14 protein-coding genes are annotated in these 19,288 nt (G+C 68.5%); 7 read left to right on the top strand and 7 right to left on the bottom strand.

What is annotated here, in order from left to right; translation table 11 throughout:
* Nucleotides 1-66 precede the first annotated feature (66 nt).
* On the bottom strand, nt 67-738 hold the full coding sequence (locus PHP91_RS05965) for a D-lyxose/D-mannose family sugar isomerase (RefSeq protein ID WP_300138313.1): 672 nt from the start codon (nt 736-738) through the stop codon (nt 67-69).
* A 354-nt stretch (nt 739-1,092) separates the two neighbouring features.
* Between PHP91_RS05965 and PHP91_RS05960 the strand changes: the two genes are divergently transcribed.
* Together PHP91_RS05960 and PHP91_RS05955 are read left to right on the top strand one after the other, a co-directional pair.
* Entirely contained in the window at nt 1,093-1,548 is a 456-nt protein-coding gene (locus tag PHP91_RS05960; RefSeq protein ID WP_300138311.1) for a polymer-forming cytoskeletal protein, read from the top strand.
* Nucleotides 1,549-1,563: 15 nt separating this feature from the next.
* Complete coding sequence (locus tag PHP91_RS05955) at nt 1,564-1,725, top strand: hypothetical protein (protein ID WP_300138308.1); 162 nt, start codon at nt 1,564-1,566, stop codon at nt 1,723-1,725.
* A 591-nt stretch (nt 1,726-2,316) separates the two neighbouring features.
* Here PHP91_RS05955 and PHP91_RS05950 read toward each other — a convergent pair.
* The 6 genes from PHP91_RS05950 to PHP91_RS05925 all read right to left on the bottom strand — a co-directional run bounded on the left by PHP91_RS05950 (nt 2,317) and on the right by PHP91_RS05925 (nt 9,549).
* Entirely contained in the window at nt 2,317-3,660 is a 1,344-nt protein-coding gene (locus tag PHP91_RS05950; RefSeq protein ID WP_300138305.1) for a glutamine synthetase family protein, read from the bottom strand.
* 251 nt (nt 3,661-3,911) lie between these two features.
* Nucleotides 3,912-4,334: a universal stress protein gene (locus PHP91_RS05945; RefSeq protein ID WP_300138302.1), complete on the bottom strand. Its 423-nt coding sequence runs from the start codon at nt 4,332-4,334 to the stop codon at nt 3,912-3,914.
* Nucleotides 4,331-4,957, bottom strand: a complete 627-nt coding sequence (locus PHP91_RS05940) for a sugar transferase (protein WP_300138299.1) — start codon at nt 4,955-4,957, stop codon at nt 4,331-4,333. The genes PHP91_RS05945 and PHP91_RS05940 overlap by 4 nt, the downstream gene beginning before the upstream one ends.
* Entirely contained in the window at nt 4,954-6,081 is a 1,128-nt protein-coding gene (locus PHP91_RS05935; protein ID WP_300138296.1) for a glycosyltransferase family 4 protein, read from the bottom strand. Before PHP91_RS05935 ends, PHP91_RS05940 begins: the two co-directional genes overlap by 4 nt.
* Nucleotides 6,078-6,557, bottom strand: coding sequence for a hypothetical protein (locus PHP91_RS05930; protein WP_300138293.1), 480 nt, complete (start codon nt 6,555-6,557; stop codon nt 6,078-6,080). Before PHP91_RS05930 ends, PHP91_RS05935 begins: the two co-directional genes overlap by 4 nt.
* Before the next feature lie 82 nt (nt 6,558-6,639).
* Entirely contained in the window at nt 6,640-9,549 is a 2,910-nt protein-coding gene (locus PHP91_RS05925) for an insulinase family protein (protein WP_300138290.1), read from the bottom strand.
* A gap of 243 nt (nt 9,550-9,792) precedes the next feature.
* Here PHP91_RS05925 and PHP91_RS05920 point away from each other — a divergent pair, with 243 nt between their 5' ends.
* The 5 genes from PHP91_RS05920 (at nt 9,793) to PHP91_RS05900 (ending at nt 19,216) form a co-directional block, all read left to right on the top strand.
* Complete coding sequence (locus PHP91_RS05920; protein ID WP_300138287.1) at nt 9,793-10,569, top strand: polysaccharide deacetylase family protein; 777 nt, start codon at nt 9,793-9,795, stop codon at nt 10,567-10,569.
* Between the two features lie 145 nt (nt 10,570-10,714).
* Complete coding sequence (locus PHP91_RS05915; protein ID WP_300138284.1) at nt 10,715-11,407, top strand: FtsX-like permease family protein; 693 nt, start codon at nt 10,715-10,717, stop codon at nt 11,405-11,407.
* A gap of 67 nt (nt 11,408-11,474) precedes the next feature.
* Nucleotides 11,475-12,245: an ABC transporter ATP-binding protein gene (locus tag PHP91_RS05910; protein ID WP_300138281.1), complete on the top strand. Its 771-nt coding sequence runs from the start codon at nt 11,475-11,477 to the stop codon at nt 12,243-12,245.
* Between the two features lie 3 nt (nt 12,246-12,248).
* Nucleotides 12,249-17,213: an FtsX-like permease family protein gene (locus PHP91_RS05905; RefSeq protein WP_300138277.1), complete on the top strand. Its 4,965-nt coding sequence runs from the start codon at nt 12,249-12,251 to the stop codon at nt 17,211-17,213.
* On the top strand, nt 17,210-19,216 hold the full coding sequence (locus PHP91_RS05900; RefSeq protein ID WP_300138275.1) for a DUF6785 family protein: 2,007 nt from the start codon (nt 17,210-17,212) through the stop codon (nt 19,214-19,216). The genes PHP91_RS05905 and PHP91_RS05900 overlap by 4 nt, the downstream gene beginning before the upstream one ends.
* The last annotated feature ends 72 nt before the right edge of the window (nt 19,217-19,288 follow it).

The following is a 19,288-nucleotide window of genomic DNA, read 5'->3' as shown; positions in this document are numbered from 1 at the left end:
TCCCCCACCGCCACCGCATGCCGTGCGGCCACGAGGGACTTCCCCCCGGCCGCCGGAGGCATCCGTCTACACGAATTTCGGGTAGTCGGTGCAGAGGAGGTGGAGGGGCGGTTCGTCCTCGGTGATGTGGGGGAAGCGGGCCTGCGGTTCGTGGAAGCGGTTGTCGGCGTTGTCGTCGTTGACGGCGGAGACTTCTCCGACCAGGACCTTGCCCTTGCCGGGTTCGCCGTAGAAGCGGTGGTACATGCCACGGGTCAGGAAGATGGACTCGCCGGGGGCGAGGATCACCGTGCCGCCGGGTTGGACCTGGCGGGCCAGGCCGTCCACGAGCACGGTGACGGGCTGGTCGGAGAGGCCTTCGTCCGGGGTGGAGCCGTAGAGCTCGACCACGAGGTTGCCGCCGCCCCGGTTGATGATGTCCTCGGTCTTGGCCCAGTGGAAGTGCATGGGACAGATCTGGTTCTCGCGGACGATCATGATCTTTTCCGCATACTTCTTGGCCTCGGGATCGGCGAGGTCTCCGTTGCGCAGGGTGAAGAGGATGAGCCCCTTGCGTTCGAAGTCGCCCGCGCCGTAGTCGGTCAGGTCCCAGCCGAGCTGGTGGCGGACCACCTCGGCGCCGCCCTTGCCCTTCCAGTCCTCCGGGCCCCAGAAGGCCCAGGGGGGCAGACGGAACTGGAAGGAGTCGAAGAAGGCCTTGGCGTCGCGGATGAGGGCGTTGATTTCGCTTCGTTTCATGGACCGACAGTAGGAGCGCGGCCCCGGCCCGTCAAGGGGCCGCCTTGCACGGGGGGGGCGCAGGCGCAAAATCGGTTGATGGACATGCTCGCCTATGCCGGCGCTGCGCACCGGGGCGGCCCGCGCCTTCTGCTGGGCCAACGACTGCGCGGTCGAGGATCGCATCGGCGCGGGCAAGCGGGTGGAATGGGCCCGGGCCCGGCGGACGCGGGTTCGCGGTCCGGCGCGGCGAAAAAAATGTGGCGTTCGGTTCGGCGCGAGGGTATAGGGGATGCCTGCCTGCTCCGATATGGCTGTTGCCGGGCGACGGAATCCCCGTCACCCTCTTACCTTGTGCGAGGCACGAAAATGGGTATGTTCAGCAAGAAAAAAAGCAATGATTCCGAATTAAACGCCTTCCTTGGCGTGGGAACCGAGTATCGGGGCAAGCTCGATTTCGTCGGCGCGGTCCGCATTGACGGCCAGTTCGAGGGGGAGATCTCCACGGAAGGCGACCTGATCCTGGGCCGCAAGGCCACGGTCACGGGCACGATCAACGTGGGACGGCTGACGTCCTGCGGCCGCATTCGCGGCGACGTGACCGTGAAGGAACGGACGGTGCTGGAAAAGACGTCGGTGCTCGAAGGCAGCCTCTCCACCCCGGTGCTGGTGGTGGAGCAGGGCGCGGTGCTGGAAGGCGCCATCAGCATGACCAAGGCGGCCGAAACGGTCCGGCCCAAGGTCGTTTCCGCCGACTTCGGCGCCAAGGGCCAGGGCGGGGGATCGACCCCGCTCACGGTGGCCAGGACCGGATCGGACGATCTGGGATAATCAGCAAGAGGTGTAATGATGTACGAACTGGTAATCGAGTATCGCGGCGTGGAGACCTCTGTTTTTGCGCATGAGGACAAGCGCGTGGTGGAGCTGATGCGTCAGCGCCACGTCCGTTCGCTGACTCCGGGCGACGCGACCATCCGCGAGATGACCGAGAAGAAGAGCGCGAAGTAATTTCGCCGGGTCCGCCCGGTACCCCAGTGAAAAAGGCCGCTTTCGCGGCCTTTTTCGGTTTGGGGTCCATGAGGTGAGGAGGTTGAGGTTTGAAACTGCCGTTTCAAGGGAGGTATGGTATATGCGCTAAGGCCGCCTACCGGGACTTGTTTCGGCGGAAGGGCTGGGGGGAACCCGTTCGCACCGTCACCGGACAGATCGCCTTGGAGCCGAATTTGTCCCCATCGAACTCCTCCCCCCCTCTCCGGACGCCCTGGTCGGCGTCCGGATCGGTAAGGAGGGACCGTCGCAACAACGCTACGGTCAGGATGATGAGAGTGATGGTTGCCGCATCGTGCATGTCTCCCGTTAAGCACAAGGCGTGCCAAAAATTTATATCAATAATTACAAAGAGTTAAAAATTTGTTGTTGGCGCAACGGTTGTGCAAAGTGTGAAAGTTGCACTTTGTCTCCTGCACAATCTTGCACAACCTGGCCCTGCCACAGGCCCGGGGTCGGGCTGCGCGGGGGGCGCGTGACGCGAAAAAAGGGGCGGACGCCGGTCGGCGTCCGCCCCTGTCGTTCTTCGGGAACCCCTTGCGGGGCGCCGGGTTAGAGGATGGGCAGGTACTTGTCCAGTTCGTACTCGGTGACCTGGGTGCGGTACTCGTCCCATTCGGCGAGCTTGTTCTCGACCAGGGCGGTGTGCAGGTGTTCGCCCAGGACGTCGCGCATGAAGCGGGACTTGCGCAGGTTCTGGGTGGCCTCGTAGAGCGAGCCGGGCAGGGAGCGGATCTTGTTCCGCTTCAGGGTGCGGTCGTTCATGGAGAAGATGTCCTCCTCCACCGGGTCGGCCAGGACGTAGTTCTCCTCCATGCCCTTGAGGCCCGAGGCGAGCTGGACCGCGAAGGCGAGGTAGGGGTTGGCGGCCGGGTCCGGGCAGCGCAGCTCCATGCGGGTGGCGGCCTCCTTGCCGGGCTTGTACATGGGCACGCGGACCAGGGCGGAGCGGTTGCGCCGGGCCCAGGCGATGTAGACCGGGGCCTCGTAGCCGGGGACCAGCCGCTTGTAGGAGTTGACCCACTGGTTGGTCACGGCCGCGAAATCGGGCGCGTGGCGCAGGATGCCCGCGATGTAGGCCTTGCCCTCGGCCGAGAGGTGGTACTCGTCGGAGGCGTCGTAGAAGACGTTGCGGCCGTTCTTGAAGAGCGACTGGTGGACGTGCATGCCGGAGCCGTTTTGGCCGAAGATGGGCTTGGGCATGAAGGTGGCGTAGCAGCCGTGCTTGCGCGCGGTCTCCTTGACCACCACGCGGTAGGTCATGGCCGTGTCGGCCACCCGCATGCCTTCCAGGTAGCGCACGTCGCACTCGTGCTGGGACAGGGCCACCTCGTGGTGGGAGTATTCCACCTGGATGCCCATGGCGGTGAGGGCGAAGATGATGTCGCGCCGGATGTTGTTGCCCAGGTCGAGCGGCGGGGCGTCGAAGTAGCCGCCCGCGTCGAGGACCTCGGTGTCCTGGTCGTCGGCGAAGAGGAAGAACTCCAGCTCGGGGCCGACGTAGAAGGTGAAGCCCTTCTCGGCGGCCTGGGCCAGGACCTTCTTCAGCACGTAGCGGGAGTCGGCCTCGAAGGGCGTGCCGTCCGGGTTGACCACGTCGCAGAACATGCGCGCCACGGGCCGGTCCATGGGCCGCCAGGAGCAGATCTGGAAGGTGGTCGGGTCGGGCATGGCCACCATGTCGGACTCGTCGATGCGGCAGAAGCCGAGGATGGAGGAGCCGTCGAAGCCCATGCCCTCCTCGAAGGACGCCTCCAGCTCGTTGGGGGTGATCTGGAAGCTTTTCAGGGTGCCCAGGATGTCCACGAACCAGTACTGGATGAAGCTGACGTCATAGTCCTTGACCGCCTTCATCACATCGTCGGCGTTCTTGCAGTTGAAAACGGGAATGCTCATAGGTTTCCTCCGGTTTGGATGTGGTGAGCACGGGGCCGCGCGCGCCGCCGGGGCGGGGCCGCGGCCAAAAACAGGCGTGGTCGCCTTTTGCTGGCGTCGATATGCCTTCGTGTTACCCGTTCGACCGGGCCGGGATCAACAGAAATGTCCGGCCTTTTGTGACGGAAAGGGGAAAACTCGGGGCGAAAGGCGTCAAGCCGGGACCCGGAACCGGCGCAGCCGCCCTTCGCGCCCGCGCCGCTGTAGCCGTCCTATTTCACCACCAGCACGGGCAGCGGGGTGGCGTGCAGGACCTTGTGGGTGGCGGAGCCGAGGATGAGCCCTTCGAGGTCGGACTTGCCCTTGGAGCCCATGACGATGAGCTCGCACTTTTCGGCCCCGGCCACGGTGACGATGGTCTCGCCCACGTCGCCGCCCACCACCAGCTCGGTGAAGTCCACCCCGGCGGCCTGGAGGCGGCCCCGGTAGTGCATGATGACGGCCTCGGCCCCGTCGGTGAGGAGGGTCAGAAGCTGGCCCGCGTTGGGCTCGCCCAGGCCGGTGGGCACGGGGCGGCGGACGTGCAGCAGGATCACGGCGGCCCCGGCGTCCTGGGCGATGGAGATGGCCATGTCCGTGGCCGCGTCGGACGGGCGGGAGCCGTCCACGGGAAGCAGGATGCGGGAGACGTTCACTGGGTTCCTCCTTTGCTGTCGCGTTCGGGCCGCGCCTGACTGCCCATGAATTCCTCCATGGTGGCGTGGCCGGGCTGGCTGACGCCCTCGCGTCGAAGGACCGAGGCGATGGTCAGCCAGAGGATTCTCAAGTCGAGCATAACCGATCGGTGCTCCACATACCAGACGTCGAGTTCGAATTTTTCCTCCCAGGTGATGGCGTTGCGGCCGTTGACCTGGGCCCAGCCGGTGATGCCGGGCCGGACCTCGTGGCGGCGGGCCTGGCGCGGGGAGTAGCGCTCCAGGTACTGGACGAGCAGCGGGCGCGGACCCACCAGGGACATGTCGCCCTTGAGCACGTTGAGGAGCTCGGGCAACTCGTCCAGGGAGGAGGCGCGCAGGAAGCGGCCGAAGCGGGTCAGCCGCTCGGCGTCGGGCAGGGGGCGGCCGTCCGGGCCCGCGGCGTCGCGCATGGTCCGGAACTTGACGATCTGGAAGGGCCGTCCGCCCAGGCCGGGCCGGGTCTGGCGGAAGAGAACCGGGGAGCCCAGCTTGATCCGCACCAGCAGGGCGACGAGCAGGAGCACGGGCCAGAGCAGGAGCAGGGCCGCGCCGGCCAGGAGGAGGTCCAGGAGCCGCTTCATTGCAGCCCCATGAAGGCCAGCATGGCGTCGTTGACCTTGTCCACGTCGAATTTTTCCTCGGCCATGCGGCGGCTGGCCTGGCCCATGCGCCGGGCCAGGCCGGGCTCGACGATGAGCCGCTCCATGGCCGTCGCCAGCGCGTCCGCGTCTTTGGGCGGGACCAGGAAGCCGTTCTCGCCCGGGACCACGGTTTCGCGGCAGCCCGGCGCGTCGGTGGTGACCACGGCCCGGCCCATGGCCAGGGCCTCCAGGATGGAGCGGGGCACGCCCTCGCGGTAATAGCTGGGCAGCACGTAGGCGGAGGCGGCGGCGATGAGCGGCCGGACGTCGTCCACGGCGTCCAGGACCTCCAGGGCCCCGCGCGCCTTCCAGTCCGCGATCTCGGCCGGGGTGACGGCGTCGCCGCCCTCCTCCGGGGGCCCGGCCAGGCGGAAGGAGGCCTCGGGATATCTTTCCTTGAGCCGCGCGGCGGCCTCGGCGAACTGGGCCACGCCCTTGGAGCGGACCAGCCGGGCCAGGCAGAGGAAGACCGGCGCGGCGGGCTGCGGGGCCGGGGCGAATTCCGCCAGGTCCACGCCCGAGCCGGGGACCACTGTGGTCCGGCCGTTCACGGGCAGCACGCCGAGCTGTTCGAAGAAGGCGCGGTCGTCCGGGTTCTGGAAGATGACGCCGTCGCAGGACTTGAGGCCCGCGCGGTACATCCCCTTGGCCAGGCCGAAGAGGAGGCGGCGCTTCAGGCCCGCGTCGCGGGTGAAGGCGTAGCCCAGGCCGGTGACGAGCCCGTAGACGCGCTTTTTCTGCCCGACCCAGGCCATGCGCGCGGCCAGGGAGCCGTAGACCACGGGCTTGAAGCCGTAGGAGAGGATCAGGTCCGGCCGGATGCGGAACAGGACCTGCTTGAGGTGGAGCAGGGTGCCGATGTCGGCCAGGGGGTTCATGCCCCGCCGGGCCAGGGGATACATGGAATAGTCCACGCCCATGGCCTCCAGGCGCGGCGACACGTCCGGGAGGTGGGCCGGCGCCAGGGCATGGACCTCGTGGCCCAGCCCGACCAGCCGCCGGAGCAGCGGGCCGCGAAAGGTGAGAAGGGACGGCGCGAAGCCGCCGATGACCGCAATTTTCATGTCGGAAGCCTGGTTGAGTGAACGGGCAGCCCCGTTGTAGCAGAAGGGGCCAGGATTGCAAAGGATCGGGCGCGGCGCATCGGGACCGAAGCGTACCCCCCGTACGCGAGGGCCAGCCGCGCGCGCAGCAACGCGGCGGACCGCCGCTTTTCAGCCGTCTGCGGGGAGGGCGATGGTGAAGCGGGCTCCTTGGCCGGTGTGCGAGATGAAGCGGATGGCTCCGCCATGGCCTGGGCCCCGTTGTCCAGGATGCCGAAGAAGACCTGCCCCGGCAGACCGGCGTCGCCGTGGATCGGCATCTCGCCGTCCTCGTGCTTGCGCACGGACTCGATGCCCTTGAAATTGTGGCTGTCGTTCAGGGCTTGGCCGTTTATGACCGGCTCCACGGCCCGGCGGCGCAGGGCGGCGATGCGGTCCTTGACTCCCCGCCACTCCCCGAAAACGCTCCGGCTTGCGGTTCTCCGAGCGTACGCCACGGTCTTTCGGGCCGGTCGGGTCAGGAGGGCGAAAACTCCCCCGGCGGACGGGCCGGGCCCGCGCCGGGGGAGTTGATGTCGGTTAGAGGACCTGGGCGATGTCGAGGTCCAGCCCGGCGTTCTCCATGGCCAGGAAGTCGCCCAGCACGCAGATGTCGCCGTGGTCCGCGCAGGCGCGCACGGCCTCGGCGAAGGCCCGGAAGTCCGCCGTGGACAGGCCGAAGGCCTCCTCGCGCACCCGCTGGAGGTAGGCGTCGTCCTGGCCGGTCAGGTGGCGGACCAGGGCCGTGTAGCCCTTGGCGTCGGGCAGTTGGTACTGGTCCATCTCGCCGATGGCCCCGATGATCGCCTTTTCCAGTTCGTCCGCGTCGGGCTCGATCCTCGCCAGGTAGTCGGCGCAGCGGTCGAAGGCCGTGACCGTGGCGGCCACGTTGGGGTCGCGGTAGGAGACGAAGGCCAGGGCCCCGGCCACGCGGTCCAGCAGGCAGAACGCGCCGTAGGCCCCGCCTTGGACGCGGACCTTTTCCCAGAGATAGCCGGTGCGGATCAGCTTGTTGACGCACAGGGCCGCGCCGGACAGGGCGACGCCGCGTCCGGCCAGGCTGACGCCCTTGCCCACGTAGTTGACCTGGGCCGGAATGGCCAGCCCCTCGCGGGCCGGGAAGCCGGGCGCGGCGCGGTCGGCCGGGGCGGCGCCGCCTTCGGGCAGCCCGGCGGCCAGGGCGGCGAGCACGGGCTCGGCCTTCTTGAACAGGTGGCGGTCCATGGTGGCGTTGACCAGCAGGCCGGAGCGGACCAGGAGCAGGGCGCGGATGCGCTCCAGGTCCTTGGCCACGTTGCGGAAGTCGGTGTCCACGCGTTTTTCCAGCTCGCGCAGGAAGCGGAGGTTGGTCAGGCCGGACATGGCCTCCTCCATGGCGTGGGCGCGGTGGGTGCGGGCGCGCAGCCGGGTGGCCACCACCTGGTGGCCCGAGGGGACCAGCCGCTGCTCGGCGCGGGCGCGCGCCTCGGCCACGATGCGGCCGATGCGCTCCTTGTCGTCCAGCTTGGCCCCGGCCAGGATTTCGCCCAGGATCTCGCCGGTCTCCTCGAACTTGTCGGCCGTGGCCTTGGCCCGGACGATGAGCCGGGCGGCGGCCTCGGGCGAGTCGAGGACCGGGGCGGTCATGGGCTGGGCCCAGATGCCGCCCGAGGTGCGGGCGATCCATTGGGAGAGGTCCACGAAGCCGCGCTTGTCCGTGCCGGTCTCGGTCAGGGCGCGGCCGAAGATGCCGACGTAAGGCAGGAGCGCGTCGGGCAGGGGCGAGAGGTCGAAGGCCAGGTCCACGTAGCCGATGCCGTTGGTGGGCAGGTCGTGCAGGAGCGCGGGCGCGCCCCCGGCCTCGGTCGTTTCGGTGGGGATGATCCGGTTCTCGCGGTCCAGGTCGGCCACGGAGAGGCGGGGGATGGTGGCCAGGGCCTCGGGCGCGTCGGGCTCGCCCTGGAGCCGGTTCAGCTCGGCCGCCTCGGCCATGACCCGCTTCAGGGCCGCCGCGTCCATGCCCTGCTTGGCCTCGGCCAGGCGGTCGCGTTCGCGCCCGGCGATCTCGGCCGGGAGCTTGCGGTCCGGCTCCAGGAGCACGGTGGTCCGGTGCGGGTTGTGCAGGAAGAGGCGGGCCAGCAGCTCCTCGAAGATTTTTTCGCCGTTCTTGACCCAGGCCTTGATGTTGTTCAGCGGCTCCTCGAAGGGGAGCAGGACCAGGGGGTCGCCCTCGCGGTCCTCGGCGTCGTAGATCCAGGTCGAGAGGGCCTGGAACATGAGCGAGAGGCCGCGCGGGTAGGAGCCGGTGTTGTTCTCGCGCAGGGAGAACTCCACGGAGTTGACGGCGGCCTCGATGTCCGCCGCGTCGATGCCGTTCTCCACCAGCTCCTTGACGGTGTGGAAGATGATGGACTCCACCTTGACCGCGTTGGACGGGTGGATGCCCTTGAGGCCCACGGAGAAGAACATCTGGCGCATGTCCGCCTCCAGCCCCACGCCCGCAAGGTCGTCGCCCAGGCCGGAGTCGGTCAGTGCCTTCTTGAGCGGGGAGGAGGGCAGGCCGATCAGGATGTGCTCCAGGACGTGCAGGGCCAGGTTCAGGTTGGGGTCGCAGGTCTCGGCCAGCAGCCAGTTGACCGTGAACATGGCCTTTTGCAGGTTGCCCGAGGCCGGGTAGCCCGCGCGGACCACGGCCGCCTCGGAAAACCGCTCCATGAGCGGGACGCGCGTCCCGGCCACGTCGATGGGCTCGTAGGCGGAGAAGGCCTCGTCCAGGATGGCCAGCCGCTGGTCCGGGTCGTCGTCGCCGTAGAAATAGGCGTAGGCGTTGGACGGGTGGTAGTGGTCGCGGTGGAAGGCCATGAACTTTTCAAAGGTCAGGTCCGGGATGACCTCGGGGTCGCCGCCGGAGTCGATGCCGTAGGTGTGGCCGGGGAAGAGCGACTGCTGGACGCGGTCGTAGAGCAGGGAGTCGGGCGAGGAATAGGCCCCCTTCATCTCATTGTAGACCACGCCCTTGAAGGTCAGGGGCTTGTCCTCGGCCTCCAGCTCGTAGTGCCAGCCCTCCTGGCGCAGGGTGTTCTCGGTCAGCCGGGGGTGGAAGACCGCGTCCAGGTAGACGTCCACGAGGTTGTAGAAGTCCTGGACGTTGGCGCTGGCCACCGGGTAGCAGGTCTTGTCCGGAAAGGTCAGGGCGTTGAGGAAGGTCTGGAGCGACCCCTTGAGCAGCTCCACGAAGGGCTCCCGGACCGGGTACTTGTCCGATCCGCAGAGCACCGAGTGCTCCAGGATGTGGGCCACGCCCGTGGAGTCCTCGGGCGGGGTGCGGAAGGAGATGCCGAAGACCTTGTTCTCGTCCTCGTTGACGATGGAGAGCACGCGCGCGCCGGTCTTGTCGTGCCGGTAGACGTGGGCCGTGGAGGCCATTTCCGGAATATCGAGGGTCCTGATCCTGGTGAAGCCGTGGGACATGCAAGTATCTCGCTTGATGAAGGTCGTTGTCGGGGAGGGCGGCCTTTGCCGCCGCCGGGAGACTTGGGGTATACACCAACCCCGCCCGGCCTTCAAAGGGTGAATTGCACGCCCGGCGACATCCCGGCCGCAGACCCGGTCCCGGAGAGGACGCGGGCGGGGGGCGGCGGAATCGGCCGGGCCGGAAATTCGCGAATCCTCCCTTTGCGTTGCGGCCGCGCCGGTGCTATTGCGTGAACCGCCATGATCGTCAAGAACACCGTCTCCCCCTGCTGGCTGGCCTCCGGGGCCGAGCTGGACCGGGCCGCGGGCCGCGCGGCCGAGATCCTGTCCGGCTCGCCCGTTCCCGTCTTTTTCCGCGCCGACGACCTGGGCGCGCCCGGCGGCAACTGCCGCCGCATGCTCGACGCCTTCCGGGAGCGCTCCGTGCCGCTCCACCTGGCCGCCACCCCGGCCTGGCTCACCCCGGCGCGTTGGGAAGTGCTCCGGGCCTGGGCCGGGGAGGACGACCTGTGGTGCTGGCACCAGCACGGCTGGCGGCACCTGAACCACCAGGCCGAGGGCAAGAAGAGCGAGTTCGGCCCGGACCGGACGGACGACGAGCTGCGCGCCGACCTGACGCGCGGCCGCGACCGGCTGGCCGCGATCATGGGCGACGCCTTCCGGCCCGTGTTCACCCCGCCCTGGAACCGGATCGACCCCCGCGTGGGCCCGATCCTCATGGACCTCGGGTTCACGGCCGTGTCCCGTTCGTCCGGGGAGGACGAAAAGGTCCCGCTCCCGCCCGGCCTGCCGGACATCCCCATCAACGTGGACCTGCACACCCGGCGCGAGCCCGACCCGGCCGAGGGGCTCGGCCGTCTGCTCATGGAGTTCGAGCGGGCCGTGGACGGGGGACGCGTGGGAGTCATGCTCCACCACCAGCGCATGAACGACGCGGCCTTCGCCTTCCTGGACCGCTGCCTGGCCGCCGCGGCCGGGCCGGGAGGGCCGGAGCTCCTGCGCCTGGACCGGGCCTGAGCCGGTCCCGGCCCCCGGTCTCGCGGCCGGGTGACGAGTCCGCAAATGTATTCGGTTTCCCCATGTTTTGGCTTGTCAGGAGGCGGCCGCTGGCTTAGTCTGACGACAATGTGAAATTCCAGCCGGTTAGTCCGTGGGGGAAAGTATGAGCCGATCCGGCGCCGTTCTGGACAGGCCCGAGGGGGGGCCAGGCCGCCTCATCACACTGCCGTTCTCCAAGTCCCTGGAGATCAGCTTCAAGTCGTTGCGCGTGCGCTTTTTCCGCTCCATGATAACCGTGTCCAGCCTGGTGCTGGCCGTCTCCTTCCTGGCCTTCGTCCTGGTCAACCTGGACATCGCGGCCGGGCTGCTGGAGCACGGCGGGCGGGACGCGGTCCGGGCCCTTTCCCAGGCCGGGTACGACGTGGACCTGGCGGGCGGCGCGGTGGCCATGTCGGCCAAGGAACGGTGGATCGTCATCCTCTCGCTCCTGGTCTGCACCGTGGGCATCGTCAACGCCCAGCTCATGTCCGTCACCGAGCGCTTTCCCGAGATCGGGGTCATGAAGTGCCTGGGCGCGCTGGACTCCATGATCCTCAAGCTCTTCCTGCTGGAGGCGGGGATGCAGGGGCTGGCAGGGGCCTTCATGGGAGCGGTGCTCGGCGCGCTCTTCTCGTTCCTGGTGGGCGCGGTCCGCTTCGGGTCCGGGGTCCTGGCCGAGGTTCCCGTCGGCTCGGTCCTGGAGTCGGTGGGGCTGGCCGTGCTCGGCGGCTGCGCGCTCAGCCTGGTGGGCGTGCTCTATCCGGCCTGGCTGGCGGCCCGCATGGAACCCATCAAGGCCATTCGTTCGGAACACTGAGGAAAAACAGGAAGCATCGCGGCCGCGCCGGGAACTTTTCCGGCGGGCGCGGCATCCGGATAACGACATGACCGAAGAAAAACGCACCATCGTCCGCGTCATCGGGGTCCGCAAGACCTTCACCATGGGCTCCCAGACCCTGGAGGCCCTCAAGGGCGTGGACCTGGAGATATACGCGGGCGAATACGTGTCCATCATGGGCCCCTCGGGCTCGGGCAAGTCCACGCTCTTCAACATGATCGGCGGCCTGGACAAGCCCACCGAGGGCAAGGTCTTCATCGACGAGGTGGACATCTCCCAGCTCGACGCCTACGAGCTGGCCTGGCTGCGCAACCGCAAGATCGGCTACATCTTCCAGACCTTCAATCTCATCCCGGTCATGACCGCCCTGGAGAACGTGACCCTGCCCATGACCTTCGCGGGCATGAACGGGGACGACGCCCAGGAGAAGGGCATCGAGCTGCTCAAGCTGGTGGGGCTGGGCAAGCGGTTCCAGCACAAGCCCCTGGAGCTTTCCGGCGGCCAGCAGCAGCGCGTGGCCGTGGCCCGCTCCCTGGCCAACGACCCGGCCATCATCCTGGCCGACGAGCCCACCGGCAACCTCGACCTCTCCACCGGCGAGGAGATCATCGAGCTGCTGCAGAAACTTTCGTCCGAGCGCGGGGTGACCATCATCTCCGCCACCCATGACTACAAGATGCTCAACGTGTCCGACCGCGTGGTCTGGGTGCGCGACGGCATGGTCGACCGGGTGGAGCGGCGCGAGGAGCTGAACATCACCATCGGCGGCATCGGCGAGAAGCTCACCGGCCGCAAACAGGAGCCGGGCGGGGCGTAGCGCATGATGCGTCGGCTGGTCCTCCCGCTCCTCGCGGCCTGCCTTCTGGCCGCCATCCTCACCGTTCCCGCGCCCGCCCGCGCGGACGGCGCGGACTTCCTGCGCCGCCTGGCCGCCCTGGGCGACCGCTCCGTGGGCGCCGAGGGAGCGGCCAAGGCCGCCGACATGGTGGAGGCCGAGTTCCGCCGCCTCTTTCCGGACGCGGCCGTCGGGCGGCAGTCCTTCCACGTCCCGGCCACGGTCCGGACCGGGGCGTCCCTGACCCTGGCCGGTTCCGGCCGCGAGATGCCGCTGAGGCAACTGCGGGCCAACGCCCTCTCGCCGGGGGCCGTGCCCCCGCCGGGCATGGAGGGCCCGCTGCTCTACGCGGGCCAGGGGCGAGTGGCCGACTTCAACGGCATGGACGTCCAGGACGCCGTGGTCCTCATGGACATGGACTCGGGCAAGAACTGGAACAACGCGGCCATGCTCGGGGCCCGCGCCATCATCTTCGTGGGCGCGGGGGGCGACGGCGGGCCGGCCCCCCGGCCGCTCTTCGACGCCAAGTTCGAGCTGACCCCTGTGGACCTGCCCCTGTTCTGGATGCCGGACGCGCAGGCCGCAGAGCTGCTGGGCCGGGGAGAGGGGAGCGCGACGCCCCGCGCCCTGGGCGCGGCCCGGCTCGCCTCGGGCTCGGCCTGGCGCAACGTCCGGGCGGACAACGTCTACTGCATGGTCCCGGGCTCGGACCCCGATCTTTCCGGCCAGACCCTCGTCGCCGAGGCCTTTTACGACGCCACCTCCCTGGTGGCGGGCGAGGCCCCGGGCGCGGACGAGGCGGTCTCCATCGCCACGCTCCTGGACGCGGCCGCGTCCTTCGCGAAGAACCCGCCCCGCCGGTCCGTGCTCCTGGTGGCCTCGGCGGGCAAGGCGCGCGCCCAGGCGGGCATGCGCGAGTTCGCCTGGGCCCTGGTCACCAAGGGCAAGCTGCTCAAGGAGCGGCGCAACGACCTGAAGGCGCGCAAGGCCGACGCCCTGCGCACCCTGGAGATGCTGCGCTCGCCCGATCCCTTCTCGCCCGGCTTCCTGGCCGACGAAAAGGACCGCGCCCTGCTCAAGGCGGCCTTCAAGGTCGTGGTGCGCAACGCCGAGGACGACATGACGGGCGAGCTGATGCGCCTGCGCCTGATGACGCCCGGCATGGAGTCCATGGGGGCCGGCATGGGCGTCGGCATGTCCGGCCACGAAATGGGCATGGGCATGAGCCGGGCCATGGGCATGGCCCCCCCGAGCGAGGCGGAGCGCGACGCGCGCATCAAGCGGCTGGCCGACCGGCGCATCGGGCTCAAGCGGCTCAACTGGATCGGCTCCACCACCGCCGACTTCCCGCTCTCGGACGCGGAACGCGAGGCCCTGCGCGGGTTCGTGGGCCCGGCGGAGCTTCACCAGGCCGAGATCCTGGAGGACGCGGCGGGCCAGTTGAAGGACGTCCAGACTGCCCGCGACCTGCGCGACGCCCTGGGCGAGCGGTCCGTGGCGGCCCACGTCTCCCTCTATCTTTCCAGCCACGGCGACGGTGTGGGCGGCTTCGACAAGGGGTGGCTCAACGACCTCAAGCCCTCGGTGAACCGCACCGCCTTTTTCCGGCCCCTGGACACGGTCATGAAGGCGGCGGTCAAGGGGCTGCGCGACAGGCGCGCGGCCGAGGCCGACCTCTTCCAGGACACCCTGCGGCCCGGCAAGCGCGCCTGGCAGTCCTACCTGCCCGACCGGCCCGAGCTGGGCGGCGAGCCCATGGCCCTGGCCGGGTTCGCGGGCATGACCCTGGCCACGGTCCACGACCTGCGCCCCGCCTGGGGCACGCCCTACGACAAGCCCGGCCGCGTGAACTTCGACTTCGTAAAAAAACAGTCGCGCCTGGTGGGCGAGCTGCTCGCGGCCCTGGCCGACCGGCCGCTGGAGGACCCGGGCGAGCGGGCCCAGAACAACTTCGTCACCCTTGAGGGGCGGGCCAACCTGCTGCGCAAGGGCGAGGTCTTCCCGGACCGGCCGGGCACGGGCATGGTGGTCCTGGCCTTCCAGTGGCAGACGCTCAACTACGGCATGGTGGACACGGCGGGCAACTTCCGCATTCCCGGCCTGGCGGGCAAGAAGGTCAGCTACCACAAGGCGGTGGTCGAGGCCTTCAAGTTCAATGACCTGAGCGGCCTGGCCGACTGGGCCATCGACAAGCCCAAGACCGGCAAGGACGCCTACCGCGTCAAGCTGAGCCGCAAGGTCCAGGCCACGGACCTGATCCTCTTCTCCTGCACCCAGACCACGCTCTTCGACCTCTTCGACCCGCGCACCTTCAAGTTCCTCTACCGGCCCACCCTCATCGACGGCCGGACCGAGGCCCCGCCGGTCAGCTACTGGTACAGCCGCATGGACACCCGGCGCTCCACCCTGGGCACCCTGTTCCTGGAGCCGGACGTGCCCATCAAGCTGACCCTGTCCGACACCGTGCTCGACAAGAAGGTCCTGCTGCTCAACGCGGACAGGAAGCACCCCCAGGGGCTCGGCTTCATCGCCCGGCAGTGGCCGGTCATCCCGCTGACCGAGTACCGGGCCGCGCGCGACATGTGGACCCTGCTCGGCCCGCGCATCGACAAGCTGGAGGAGCGGGGCATCGTCAACGAGCGCATCCGCGCCCTGCGCCATCAGGGCGACGACGACCTGCGGCGGGCCGGGGAGTTCCGCGAGACCAGGCAGTGGGACAAGTTCGTGGAGGCGGCGCGCTCCTCCCTGGCCAAGGCCAGCCGCGTCTACAACGACGTGGACCGCACCCAGAAGGACGTCCTGGTGGGCGTGCTCTTCTACGTGGCCCTCTTCGTGCCCTTCGCCTACTGCATGGAGCGGCTCTTCTTCTCCTTCGTGGACATCAAGAAGCGCATCGGGGCCTTCCTCGGCTTCCTGGTCGGCATCATCGGGATCGTCTACTTCGTCCACCCGGCCTTCCAACTGACCTATTCGCCCCTGGTGGTCATCCTGGCCTTCTTCATCCTGGCCCTGTCGCTGCTGGTCTCGCTCATCATCTTCTTCCGCTTCGAGCGCGAGATGGTGGAGCTCCAGAAGCGCTCGGCCCACGTCAAGCTGACCGGGATCAGCCCCATGGCCGCCTTCGGCGCGGCCTTCGTGCTGGGCGTGGGCAACCTCAAGCGGCGGCCGGTGCGCACCTTCCTGACCTTCGTCACCCTGGTCATCCTGACCTTCACCATCATGAACTTCACCACGGTCAAGTCCGTGCGCGAGAAGGGCTGGGCCCAGTTCAGCGACAAGGCCACCTATTCGGGCCGCCTCCTCAAGTATTTCAACTGGCAGGACGTGCCGCCCGAGGCGCTCTCCGTGGTGGAGAACGCCTACGAGGGCAAGGGCGCGGTCGTGCCCCGGGCCTGGTACGACACCGGGATCACGGCGGACAAGTCGCGCGCCCCGCGCATCCCGGTCACCCTGGCCGGGGTGGAGGCCCCGGCGCGCGGCATGGTCGGCCTGTCCTGGCGGGAGCCCGAGGTCAGCGGGCTTGACCGCATCCTGGTCAAGGGCCGCTGGTTCCTGCCGGGCGAGCGGTTCGCCATCCTCCTGCCCGAGCGCATGGCCGCGGCCCTGGGGGCCGACCCGGACGACCCGGCCCGCGACACCCTGGACGTCTGGGGCCTCTCCTTCAAGCTGGTCGGCGTATTCGCGGACGACGGGCTGCGTGACAACCCGGACCTGGACGGCGAGCCCATGACGCCCATCGTCTTCCCCAGCCAGGCCGCCACCCAGCTCTCGGACGTGGAGGCCGAGGCCATCGAGGACGGCGAGGACGTCATCTCCACCCAGTCCCGCTACCAGCACGTCCCCGGCGACGAGACCATCCTGGTCCCGGCCGAGATGCTCCTCTCGCTCGGCGCGGGCAAGCTCAAGGCTATCGCCATCAAGCCCGAGGCGGGCTTCACCGAGGTCTCGGGCGAGCTGGGCGACCGTTTCGGGATGCTCCTGTTCCGGGGCTCGTCCACCGGCACCTCCCTCTATTTCGCCAACGACGCGGTCAACTACTCGGGCGTGGCCAACATCCTGATTCCGCTGGCCATCTCCATCCTCATCGTGCTCAACACCATGATAGGCTCGGTCTATGAGCGCAAGCCGGAGATCGCGGTCTACACCTCGGTGGGGTTGGCCCCGCCTCACGTGGCCTTCCTGTTCATCGCCGAGGCCCTGGCCTTCGCGGTCATCTCCGTGGTGGCGGGCTACCTGCTGGCCCAGGGCTCGGCCGCCTTCCTGGCCGGGACTCCGCTCTGGGCGGGCATGACCGCCAACTATTCCTCCACCGCGGGCGTGGCCGCCATGGTCCTGGTCATCGGCGTGGTCCTCGTCTCGGCCATCTATCCGGCCAAGGTCGCGGCCCGCATCGCCATCCCGGACGTCAACCGCTCCTGGACCATGCCCAAGGCCGACGGCGATCAACTGACCGTCATCCTGCCCTTCCTCATCAAGGTTCACGAGATGACCTCGGCCTGCGGTTTCCTGAACGAATACTACCTGGCCCACCACGACGTGTCCCACGGCGCCTTCTGCACCGACGACATGTCCTGCGGGTTCCTCGACATCGACGAGAACGAGCTGGCCGGTGGCGACCGGCGCATCGTCTTCCCGGACGACGTCTGCATCACCCTGGATCTGCGCGCCTGGCTCGCGCCCTTCGACTTCGGCGTGCGCCAGAAAGTCCGCCTGGTCTTCTGCCCGTCCGACCTCTACGGCGGGTTCCGGCAGGTCAAGGTCGTCCTGACCCGCGAAGCGGGCGAGCACACGGCCTGGGAGAACCTGAACCGGACCTTCCTCAACGACCTGCGCAAGCAGCTCCTGGCCTGGCGCTCCCTGGACGACGAGGCCGTGGCCCACTACGCGGGCGAGGCCGACAGGAAGCTCAAAACCCTGGCCTCCGGCCTGGTCGGGGAGGAGACGGCATGAACGGACGCATCCGCCTGCGCGCCCTGGTGATCGGCCTGGCGATCGGCCTTTTCCTGTGCGTGTTCACGCCCTGGAACAACACCATCGGGCACAACACGCCGCTGGGCGGCGGCCATTTCCCGCTGGCCCCGTTCTTCATCGTGGCCTGGATGTTCGTGCTCGACGCGCTGGCCTCCCGCCTGACCCGGCGGCCGCCCTTCCTCTCCGGCATCGAGCTGCTCACGGTCTGGCTCATCGGCGTCATCTTCACCACCATCGGCTACGCGGGCCTCACCGAGACCTTTTTCGTCAACATCACCGCGCCCGAGCGGTTCGCGGGCGACGCCTACCGCTGGACCGAGGTCCTGAAGCCGTTGTTGCCCGCGTCCTGGTTCCCGTCCTCGGCCGAGGCCGTGAACCAGTTCTACCAGGGCATAAAGGGCGGGCGCGACCTGGGCGTGTTCGAAGTCCTCTCCCGCATCCCCTGGGGGGTGTGGCTGCCCGTGCTCTCGGTCTGGGCCGTGTTCATCCTCGGCTCCTACTTCGTCATGGTCTGCCTGACGCTCCTCTTCGGCCGCCAGTGGGTGGTCAACGAGCGGGTCCTCTTCCCCCTGGTGCGCGTGCCCATGCTCATGGGCGAGGCCCTGGACCAGAAGCGGTTCCTGTCCTGGTGGTCCAACTCCTACCTGATCATCGGCCTGCTCCTGGCCGGGCTGATCCACCTGTTCAACGGGCTGCACTTCTACTATCCGTCCGTGCCCCAGATTCCGACCCTGGTCCTGGCCGGGAACTACTTTCCCAAGTTCGGGCTCTTCTCCGGCTTCCACAAGCTCAAGCTCTACGTCGTGCCCGCCTTCATCGGCTTCGCCTTCCTGACCACGCGCCAGATTTCCTTCTCCATGTGGGGCTTCTACATCCTCGCGGGCCTGCTCTTCGGCCTGCTCTACGTCATGGGCTGGCAACTGCCCGAGGCCGCGCTGGGCACCACGCTGGGACCGGACCTGATCCGGCCCGAGGGCGCGCAGACCATCGGCTCCTACATCGTCTTCTTTCTTTTCCTCATCTGGCTGGCCCGCCACCACCTGAGGCAGACCCTGTTCGGGTTCCTCAAGCCCGAATGCGCGGCCCCGCCCCGGCCGGGCGACGGGCGGTTCGACTGCGTGCCCGGCGGCTGGCGGCCCACGCCCTGGCCGCTCTGGGGGCTCCTCCTCGGCATGGCGCTGCTTTTCGCCTGGTGCCGGTTCTTCGGCCTGCCCACCCTGGCCGCGCTGCTCCTGCCCGTGGCCTTCCTGGTGACCATGCTCGTCACCAGCCGCCTGGTCTGCCAGGGCGGCCTGCCGTACTTCACCCTCACCGCCGCCCCGTCCGACGCGCTCATGGGCTTTTTCGGCACCGGCTTTTTCGGCGCGGCGGGCATGGCCGCCACCGCCGTGATGCAGAAGGTCCTCTTTCTCGACGTGCGCGAGGCCGTGGCCCCGACCCTGTTCCACGGCGCGGCCATCCGCCAGCAGTCGAACCGGCGCGGCCTGATCCTGGCGGCCATCGGCCTTTCCCTGGTCCTGGCCCTGGCCGCAGCCTTCGCCACCATGCTCTTCCTGGGCTACAAGTACGGCCTGCGCGAGCTCGGCCTGGACTGGGCCACCCAGACCGTGCTGGCCAACTACGAGTCGGCCCAGCGGCTCATCGACCAGCCCGTGGGCCCCAACCAGTGGACCATCACCTACGCGGGGGCCGGGGCCGTGGTCATGGCGCTGCTTATCCTCTGCTACTACAAGTTTCCCTGGTGGCCGCTGCATCCGCTCGGCTACCTGGCCTGCTACTCCACGGGCATGCAGATACTCTGGTTCCCCTTCTTCCTGGGCTGGCTGTGCAACCACCTGGTGCTCCACTACGGCGGCACCCGGCTGTTCAACAAGGTCCGGTTCCTGTTCATCGGCCTGATCCTCGGCGACTTCCTCGCGGGAGGCGTGTTCGCGGTCATCGGCCTGTTCAGCGACCAGAGCTACAACGTGTTTCCCCTGTAGGAGGGGATGGGAACGGGCGGCCGGCGCGGTCGGCCGCATGTGAACGAAGCGATGTGAAACACCCTTCACCCC

The sequence above is a fragment of the Pseudodesulfovibrio sp. genome, from assembly GCF_028692895.1.
Taxonomy (GTDB): Bacteria; Desulfobacterota; Desulfovibrionia; order Desulfovibrionales; family Desulfovibrionaceae; genus Pseudodesulfovibrio.
Note: the sequence above shows the minus strand (reverse complement) of the source record. Positions and strands in the feature narration are given on the sequence as shown.

Coding starts and splice junctions, on each gene's coding strand:
- PHP91_RS05960 (WP_300138311.1), top strand. CDS start 1,093: ATGTTCAGCAAGAAAAAAAGCAATGATTCCGAATTAAACGCCTTCCTT.
- PHP91_RS05915 (WP_300138284.1), top strand. CDS start 10,715: ATGAGCCGATCCGGCGCCGTTCTGGACAGGCCCGAGGGGGGGCCAGGC.
- PHP91_RS05925 (WP_300138290.1), bottom strand. CDS start 9,549: ATGTCCCACGGCTTCACCAGGATCAGGACCCTCGATATTCCGGAAATG.
- PHP91_RS05905 (WP_300138277.1), top strand. CDS start 12,249: ATGATGCGTCGGCTGGTCCTCCCGCTCCTCGCGGCCTGCCTTCTGGCC.
- PHP91_RS05935 (WP_300138296.1), bottom strand. CDS start 6,081: ATGAAAATTGCGGTCATCGGCGGCTTCGCGCCGTCCCTTCTCACCTTT.
- PHP91_RS05955 (WP_300138308.1), top strand. CDS start 1,564: ATGATGTACGAACTGGTAATCGAGTATCGCGGCGTGGAGACCTCTGTT.
- PHP91_RS05920 (WP_300138287.1), top strand. CDS start 9,793: ATGATCGTCAAGAACACCGTCTCCCCCTGCTGGCTGGCCTCCGGGGCC.
- PHP91_RS05940 (WP_300138299.1), bottom strand. CDS start 4,957: ATGAAGCGGCTCCTGGACCTCCTCCTGGCCGGCGCGGCCCTGCTCCTG.
- PHP91_RS05900 (WP_300138275.1), top strand. CDS start 17,210: ATGAACGGACGCATCCGCCTGCGCGCCCTGGTGATCGGCCTGGCGATC.
- PHP91_RS05965 (WP_300138313.1), bottom strand. CDS start 738: ATGAAACGAAGCGAAATCAACGCCCTCATCCGCGACGCCAAGGCCTTC.
- PHP91_RS05910 (WP_300138281.1), top strand. CDS start 11,475: ATGACCGAAGAAAAACGCACCATCGTCCGCGTCATCGGGGTCCGCAAG.
- PHP91_RS05950 (WP_300138305.1), bottom strand. CDS start 3,660: ATGAGCATTCCCGTTTTCAACTGCAAGAACGCCGACGATGTGATGAAG.